This window comes from Micromonospora sp. ATA51 (assembly GCF_016802855.1).
Classification (GTDB): Bacteria; Actinomycetota; Actinomycetes; order Mycobacteriales; family Micromonosporaceae; genus Micromonospora; species Micromonospora sicca.
In genome coordinates this window covers 1-7,111 of the sequence record NZ_JAEVHJ010000329.1, presented here as the reverse complement: position 1 = coordinate 7,111, position 7,111 = coordinate 1, and the positions used below count along the sequence as shown (strand labels likewise).

Sequence of the window (7,111 nt, the reverse complement as noted above, 5' to 3'; positions counted from 1 at the left end):
GCCCCGGCAGGCTCGCCGTCGGCGCGGCCCGGGCCACCCGGGCCTGGTCCCGCCGTCCGAGCGGGCGGGCCACCCTGCCCGGGGTGTTCCTGCTCGCCCTGGTCGGGGCGACCGCGGCGGCGGGCGCGCTGCTGGTGCCGCAGGCGACCCGGACGTCCCGCCCGGTGGCCGCGGACGCCACCGCGAGCGTCTCCGCCACCGCCGTACCCGAGGGGGGTGCGCTGCCCGGGCCGACCGGCACCGCCGTACTGCCGGGTCTGCCCGGCGCCACCGGACTGCCCGGCACTCCCCTGCCGACGGGAACGCTGCCCGGCGGGGGGCGGCCCACCGGGCCGGTCGTCGGTCCGGCGTCCACCGGCCGGCCGGCGGACGCGCTGGGCGCGTGGGCGCAGCAGATGAGCGCGCGGACCGAGATCCCGGCTGTGGCGATGCAGGCGTACGGCTACGCCGAGCTGGTGCTGGCCGAGACGCACCGCAGCTGCAGCTCAGCTGGACCACCCTCGCCGCGATCGGGTACGTCGAGTCCCGGCACGGGTCGGCCAACTCCGCCACCCTCGGGTCGACCGGCCGGGCCGAGCCGGAGATCGTCGGCGATCCGCTGGACGGGCAGGGCGGCCGGTCCCGGATCCTCGACACCGACCGGGGTCAGCTCGACCACGACACCGTCTACGACCGGGCGCTCGGCCCGATGCAGTTCATCCCCAGCACTTGGCAGGAGATCGGCGCGGACGCGGACAACGACGGCCGCCGGGACCCGCACGACATCGACGACGCCGCCCTCGCCGCCGGCAACTACCTCTGCAAGGGCGGCCGGAACATGACCATCCCGGGCGACTGGTGGGGCGCCATCCTCTCCTACAACGACGTGCGTCGGTACGCCCAGAGCGTGTTCGACCGGGCGAACGAGTACGGACGGCTCAGCCGTACGTAAGGTGATCGTTCGCATACATTGGAGAACTGGGCACTTCCCCCCAGCAGCCGTTGACGGCAAGCTAGACGGGTGATGGTGCGCGAGTGGGACCCCAGGACCGCGTCGTCCGCCGAGATCGCGTCGCTGCTGGACACGCTGAACGCGGTCCTCACGGCCGACCTCCCGCAGGATCCGCCCTGGCGGGAGAGTTCCCTGCGGGAATACCTCTCCGAGGTGATGCCCGGTGAACGGCGGATCTCCTGGGTCGCCCAGGAGGAACCGGCCGCCGACGGCACCCCGGGGCGGATCCTCGGGCAGGTCCAGGTGCTGCTCCTCGGCGGGATCGGGGTGCTGGAGGTGCTGGTGCACCCGTCGGTCCGGCGCACCGGGCTGGGCCGCACCCTGGTCAAGCTGGCCGCCCGCCGGATCCGGGACGAGGGCTTCGGATCGATCGGCGTCGAGGTCGTCGGGGACACCCCGGCGGTGGCCTTCTACGAGTCGCTCGGCTTCGCCCGGGAGTACGTCGAGACCCGCAGCGTGCTCGACCTGGGCGCGGTGGACTGGCCGGCGCTGGCGGAGATGGCCACCGGCATCGGGGCGGGCTACCACCTGGAGTTCTGCCCGGGCGGCCCGCCCGACGACGTGATCGAGGCGTACGCGCGGGCCAAGGCGGAGGTGCGCGACGTCGACGACGGCGAGCTGCGTCCCAGCTCGTACGACCCGGAGCGGCTCCGGGACAGCCTGGACACGCTGCACCGGCGTGGCATGAAGCCGTACATCGTGCTGGCCATCCACGAGCAGAGCGGGGAGGTGGCCGGGCTGACCGAGGTGGTCGTGCCGGCCCAGCACCCGACCCGCGCCGACCAGTACGACACGATCGTGGTGCAGGACCACCGGGGCTACGGCATCGACCGGGCGATCAAGGCGCGGATGCTGCTGGAACTGCGCTCGGCCGAGCCGGAGCTGGCCGAGGTGCAGACCTGGAACGCCCAGGCCAACGAGGCGATGCTGAAGGTGAACGCCGAGCTGGGCTACCGGCCCGACCGGGACTGGTGCGAGTACGGCGTGGACGTCGCCGAGCTGGTGCACCGCCTCGACGCCCACCCGTGACGGATATCCATCAAACGGCCTGCCGGGGGATGGACGCCGGACAGGAAAGCCCCTTAACGTGCGTTAGTTCCCGTCCGCCCATCGTGGAGGCCTCATGCGCCCGCGCCGCACAATAGCCGCGCTCGCGACCACCGCCGCCGTCTCGATCACGGCCATCGGCGTCGCACCCCCCGCGGCCAGCGCCGCGCCCACCGACCTGTTCATCTCCGAGTACGTCGAGGGCCTGTCCAACAACAAGGCGATCGAGCTCTACAACGGCACCGGCGCCCCGGTCGACCTGACCGCCGCCGGATACCAGCTCCAGCTCTACTTCAACGGCGCCACCACGTCGACGAACGTCGCCCTGAGCGGCACGGTGGCCGCCGGTGACGTCTTCGTCTTCGCCGCCTCCTCGGCCGCGCCGGCGATCCTCGCCCAGGCCGACCAGACGTACGGCGGCTCGCTGTACAACGGCGACGACGCGATCGTGCTGCGCAAGGGCGGCGCCGTGGTCGACTCGATCGGCCAGGTCGGCGTCGACCCGGGCACCGAGTGGGGCACCGGGGTCACCAGCACCGCCGACAACACGCTGCGCCGGCTGCCCACGGTGACCGCCGGGGACACCGACCCGTCGGACGCCTTCGACCCGGCCGTCCAGTGGGCCGGCTTCGCCACCGACACCTTCGACGGCCTGGGCAGCCACTCCGTCGACGGCGGCGGCCCGGTCGACCAGCCGGCCAAGCTCACCTGCGGCGGCACGCTGACCGTCGAGGCGGGCGCCACCGCGACCCGCGAGGTGACCGCCACCGACGCCGACGACACGGTCACCGACCTCGCGGTCACCGCCGTCAGCCCGAGCCCGGCGGCCGGCTCGATCAGCCGTACCGCCGTCACCCCGGCGAGCGGGGTCGGCGGCACCGCCACCGCCACGGTCACCGCCACCGGCCTGCCGGCCGGCTCGTACACGGTCACCGTGACCTCGACGGACGCCGGCGGCACGACCGCCACCTGCACGCTCACCGTGCAGGCCACGACGGTGCTGTCGGTGGGCGAGGTGCAGGGCCGGACCGGCGACGACGAGAAGGGCGCCACCGACCGGTCGCCGCTCGCCCCGGCCAGCGGCAACGGCACCAGCTCCAGCCTGTACGACGTGCGCGGTGTGATCACCCAGAAGTCGCTCACCCGCAGCTCCGCCGGGGCCGACCAGTACGGCTTCTACCTGCAGAGCCGCACGGGCACCGAGGACGGCGACCCGCTCACCTCGGACGGCATCTTCGTCTTCATGGGCTCCTTCACCACGCTGATCGGGGGCTACGCGCCCACCGTCGGCGACGAGGTGGTGCTGCGCGGGCGGGTGTCCGAGTTCTTCAACCAGACGCAGCTCTCCAGCGCCTCGCTGGTGCGCAAGCTGGACTCCGGCCTGGACGTCGACACCGCCGTGCGGGTCGACGACGCGACGCCGCCGGCCGACGCGGCGGGCGCCGACCTGTACTGGGAGCGGCACGAGGGCGCCCGGATGCGGGTCCGCTCGGGCAGCGGGGTCTCCGCCCCGCGGCACATCTTCGCCTCCACGGCCGACTCGGAGATCTACGTGGTGGACCGCGAGGACCCGATCATGCAGCGGGCCGACCCGTACGCCCGCCGGGTGTTCCGGGACGCGCACCCGCTGGACGACATTCCCGGCCAGCTCTTCGACAACGGCAACAACCAGCGGGTCCTGCTGGGCGCGGGCGGGGTGAAGGCGACCGCCGGTGACTCCGGCGCGCTGCTGCCGGAGGCCCGCACCTTCGACACGCTGACCGAGGACGCCTACGGCGCCATCTCGTACGCGTTCAGCAAGTACAGCGTCCAGCCCGAGCAGCTGACCCTCACCGGTGGCGCCGACCCGTCGGCGAACAACCCGCCGCAGCCGGCGAACCGGAACACCGAGGTCGCAGTTGCCACCTACAACCTGGAGAACCTGTACGACTACCGGGACGACCCGTTCGACGGCTGCGACTTCGCCGGCAACCCGGGCTGCACCGGGGTCTCCCCGCCGTTCGACTACGTGCCGGCCAGCGAGGCCGCGTACACCGAGCGGCTGGGTGTCGAGGCGCGGCAGATCGTGAACGCCCTGCACAGCCCCGACCTGGTGCTCGTCCAGGAGGCCGAGGACCAGGACATCTGCTCGGTCGCCGACGGCAAGCTGGTCTGCGGGACCACGAACGACGCCGACGGCGCGCCGGACACCATCCAGGAGTTGGCGCTCACCATCGCGGCCGACGGCGGTCCCGCCTACGCCGCCGCGTACGACCGGACCGGCGCGGACGCCCGGGGCATCACCTCGGCGTTCCTCTACCGCACCGACCGGCTGACGCTGGCCGAGGCGACCGCCACCGACCCGCTGCTCGGCACCACCCCGACGGTGGAGTACCGCTCGGCGGGGCTGCCGGCCAACGCCGACGTGCAGAACCCGAAGGCGCTCAACGCGGTGCTGCCGGCGGACGTGGACCGGTCCACCGGGGTGGACGGCGCGAACGTCTACACGCGCGCCCCGCAGCTCGGGAAGTTCACCGTGGCGGCCGCGCCCGGCTCGTCGGAGCACTACACGCTCTGGGCGCTGAGCAACCACTTCTCGTCGGGGCCGGACAGCCGGGTCGGGCAGCGCCGGGAGCAGGCCGCGTACGGCGCCGCGCTGGTCAAGGCCATCGAGGCCGGGGACCCGAACGCCCGGGTGATCTACGGCGGTGATCTGAACGTCTTCCCGCGCCCGGACGACCCGATCGCCACCGGGGCGAACCCGACCCCGTCGGACCAGCTCGGCCCGCTGTACCAGGCCGGCATGCACAACCTCTGGGACGACCTGGTCGCGGACGTGCCGGCGGCGGCCTATTCGTACACCTTCAGCGGGCAGGCGCAGACGCTGGACAACCTCTTCACCAACGACAAGCTCCACGACGACCTGGTGCAGATCCGCTCGGCGCACATCAACGCCGACTACCCGACCGACGCCGAGGGTCTCGGCGACCGGGGCGCCAGCGACCACGACCCGCAGGTGGCCCGATTCCGCTCCCGGGCGTCGCTGGCCGTGGCGGACGCGTCGGTGGCCGAGGGCGACAAGGGCGACAGCGCCCTGACGTTCACGGTGACGGTGTCCCGGCCGCTCTCCGAGTCGGCGCTGATCTGCGCCACCACCTACGGCACGTCCGCCCAGGCGGCCTCCGACTACGACCCGTACGTCGGCTGCAAGACCCTGACCGCCGGCCAGACGTCGCTCACCTTCCCGGTGACCGTCCGCGGTGACCGGAAGGTCGAGGCGGACGAGCAGCTCACGCTGTATGTGGCGGGTGTGCCGGGGCTTCAGCTCGCCGACCCGGTCGCCGTCGGCACCATCGCCAACGACGACTGAGCGGTCCGCCCCGAGGCGGCCCGCCGTCCAGCTCACCGGCTGGACGACGGGCCGTTTCAGTACGTCCACCGCCGCGGATCCTCCGGGGGCGGCACGCCACGGTACTTCGCCACCCGCACCTCCCACTGGCTGCGCCGGCGGCGCGCCTCCCGGTCGATCGGGCAGCGGTGGAAGGTCTCGGGCGGCCGGGCCAGGCCGTAGATGTCCGCCCACCATTCGCCAGGCTCGGAGTCGAGGATGAGCTTCAGGTGGGACGGATACCGGCGGCCGGCGCCGTCGCGGGTGTCGTCCCAGTCCTCCATCGGCTGGATCACCCGGCCCTCCTGGTCGACCACGACGAGGTAGAGGCCCGCCGCCCCCAGCAGCCGTTCGAGCACCTGGAGACTGGGCGTCATCCCCCCGGCCTCGACCCTGCCCACGGTCGACGGCGCCACCTTGGCGAACCGGGCCATCTGCCGCTGGCCGAGCCCGGCGATCCGGCGGGCCTGCCGGACCAGACCGGCGATCGGGACACGACCGATTGTCTGCCCGGTCGGCGGTGGATCGAGCGCGGAAGCCATGCCCGAACCCTGCCCAGCGGGACACACCACCGGCAACCCCTATGGACAACCCTGTGGACAGAGCGTGCGACCGCCCCTCGCGTGCCGACCCGCCACCACGGGGATCCACCTGACCCCCTTTGCTCTGCTGCAGCGACCGCAACGCTGGGAGCACTTCGGTGTTGCGTGGGCTGCAGCAGAGCAAAGGACGAGAACCAACAAGTCACAGGGCGGACCGCCAACCGGGGCGAGGGCCGCCAGCCGGGGCGAGGGCCGCCTGCCGGGGCGAGGGCGCCGGCCACCGCGCGGACCGCCAACCGTCGAGGTGCCAGAAACGGGGGCAACGGATGGAACAGCCGCCCCCTGCCACGCGTGTACTTGGCATGGGAAACCACCCGGCAGCGCCGGCCCGTGCCCCCGAAGCTCTCTCGCCCGACCGCCCGGCGCCGCCCGGGACCCACCGGGACCTGCCGTTCGAGCAGTTCTACCGGGAGCACGTGGACCGGATCCACCGGGCGCTCGCGCTGGCCGTCGGAAACCCGGCCGTGGCGCGGGAGGCCGCCGACGAGGCGATGGCCCGGGCGTACGCGCGCTGGGACCGCGTTCGGAAGCTCGACAACCCGGCGGGCTGGGTGTTCCGGGTCGGGCTGAACTGGGCCACCTCGTGGTGGCGAAAGGTACGGCGGGAACGGCCACCGGCCGACGACTGGCAGGCACCGGTGGCGGCGCCCGACCCGGCCGGCCTGGCCGCCCGGTCGGCCCTGGATCGACTGCCGCCGGCCAGCGCACGGTGATCGTCTGCCGGGTCCTGCTGGACCTCTCCACGGCGGAGACCGCCGCCGTGCTGAACCTGGCCGAGGGCACGGTCCGCAGCCGGCTCTCCCGTGGCCTGGCGGAGCTGCGGGTCGCGCTGGAGGAGAAGGAGTGACCGTGAACGGCGTACCCGAGGATCTGGCCGACCTGGTGCACCGCGCCGCGCTGGCGACCCCGCCGCACGTGGGCGATCTCGCGAACGTACGCCGGCGGGCCCGTGCCCGGCGACGGCGTCGGGCCGCGGCGACCGCGGGCGGCCTGGTCGTGCTGGTCGCGCTCACCGGCGGTGCGTCCCGCTGCTGCTCGCCGGGGAGCCCCGGGTGATGCTGCTGGACGAGCCGATGGCGGGGGTCAGCGCCGAGGACGTGCCCG

Annotated in this window: 6 protein-coding genes and 1 pseudogene; 6 read left to right on the top strand and 1 reads right to left on the bottom strand. The window is 73.5% G+C overall.

Going from position 1 to position 7,111, the window contains the following annotated elements:
* The 3 genes and pseudogenes from JNW87_RS31890 to JNW87_RS31880 all read left to right on the top strand — a co-directional run.
* Positions 1-931: pseudogene (locus tag JNW87_RS31890) on the top strand (lytic murein transglycosylase); the annotation flags it as partial.
* A gap of 72 nt (positions 932-1,003) precedes the next feature.
* Positions 1,004-2,020, top strand: coding sequence for a GNAT family N-acetyltransferase (locus JNW87_RS31885; RefSeq protein WP_109801582.1), 1,017 nt, complete (start codon positions 1,004-1,006; stop codon positions 2,018-2,020).
* Positions 2,021-2,114: 94 nt separating this feature from the next.
* Positions 2,115-5,387 (top strand): lamin tail domain-containing protein, encoded by a 3,273-nt coding sequence (locus tag JNW87_RS31880; protein WP_238454952.1) that lies wholly within the window; start codon positions 2,115-2,117, stop codon positions 5,385-5,387.
* A gap of 56 nt (positions 5,388-5,443) precedes the next feature.
* On the opposite strand, the gene JNW87_RS31875 is transcribed toward JNW87_RS31880, so the two are convergent.
* Positions 5,444-5,947 carry a helix-turn-helix transcriptional regulator gene (locus JNW87_RS31875; protein WP_238454951.1) on the bottom strand — a complete coding sequence of 168 codons (504 nt, stop codon included), beginning with the start codon at positions 5,945-5,947 and terminating at the stop codon, positions 5,444-5,446.
* A 362-nt stretch (positions 5,948-6,309) separates the two neighbouring features.
* Between JNW87_RS31875 and JNW87_RS31870 the strand changes: the two genes are divergently transcribed.
* The 3 genes from JNW87_RS31870 to JNW87_RS31860 are packed head-to-tail and all read left to right on the top strand — an operon-like array spanning position 6,310 to position 7,063.
* Positions 6,310-6,720, top strand: a complete 411-nt coding sequence (locus JNW87_RS31870) for an RNA polymerase sigma factor (RefSeq protein ID WP_238454950.1) — start codon at positions 6,310-6,312, stop codon at positions 6,718-6,720.
* Positions 6,717-6,854: a sigma factor-like helix-turn-helix DNA-binding protein gene (locus JNW87_RS40990; protein WP_238454949.1), complete on the top strand. Its 138-nt coding sequence runs from the start codon at positions 6,717-6,719 to the stop codon at positions 6,852-6,854. Before JNW87_RS31870 ends, JNW87_RS40990 begins: the two co-directional genes overlap by 4 nt.
* Before the next feature lie 2 nt (positions 6,855-6,856).
* Positions 6,857-7,063, top strand: a complete 207-nt coding sequence (locus JNW87_RS31860; RefSeq protein ID WP_238454948.1) for a hypothetical protein — start codon at positions 6,857-6,859, stop codon at positions 7,061-7,063.
* The last annotated feature ends 48 nt before the right edge of the window (positions 7,064-7,111 follow it).

What these genes read in the sequence shown, in the direction of transcription:
- JNW87_RS31870 (WP_238454950.1), top strand. Translation starts at nt 6,310, where the DNA reads ATGGGAAACCACCCGGCAGCGCCGGCCCGTGCCCCCGAAGCTCTCTCG.
- JNW87_RS31880 (WP_238454952.1), top strand. Translation starts at nt 2,115, where the DNA reads ATGCGCCCGCGCCGCACAATAGCCGCGCTCGCGACCACCGCCGCCGTC.
- JNW87_RS31875 (WP_238454951.1), bottom strand. Translation starts at nt 5,947, where the DNA reads ATGGCTTCCGCGCTCGATCCACCGCCGACCGGGCAGACAATCGGTCGT.
- JNW87_RS31885 (WP_109801582.1), top strand. Translation starts at nt 1,004, where the DNA reads ATGGTGCGCGAGTGGGACCCCAGGACCGCGTCGTCCGCCGAGATCGCG.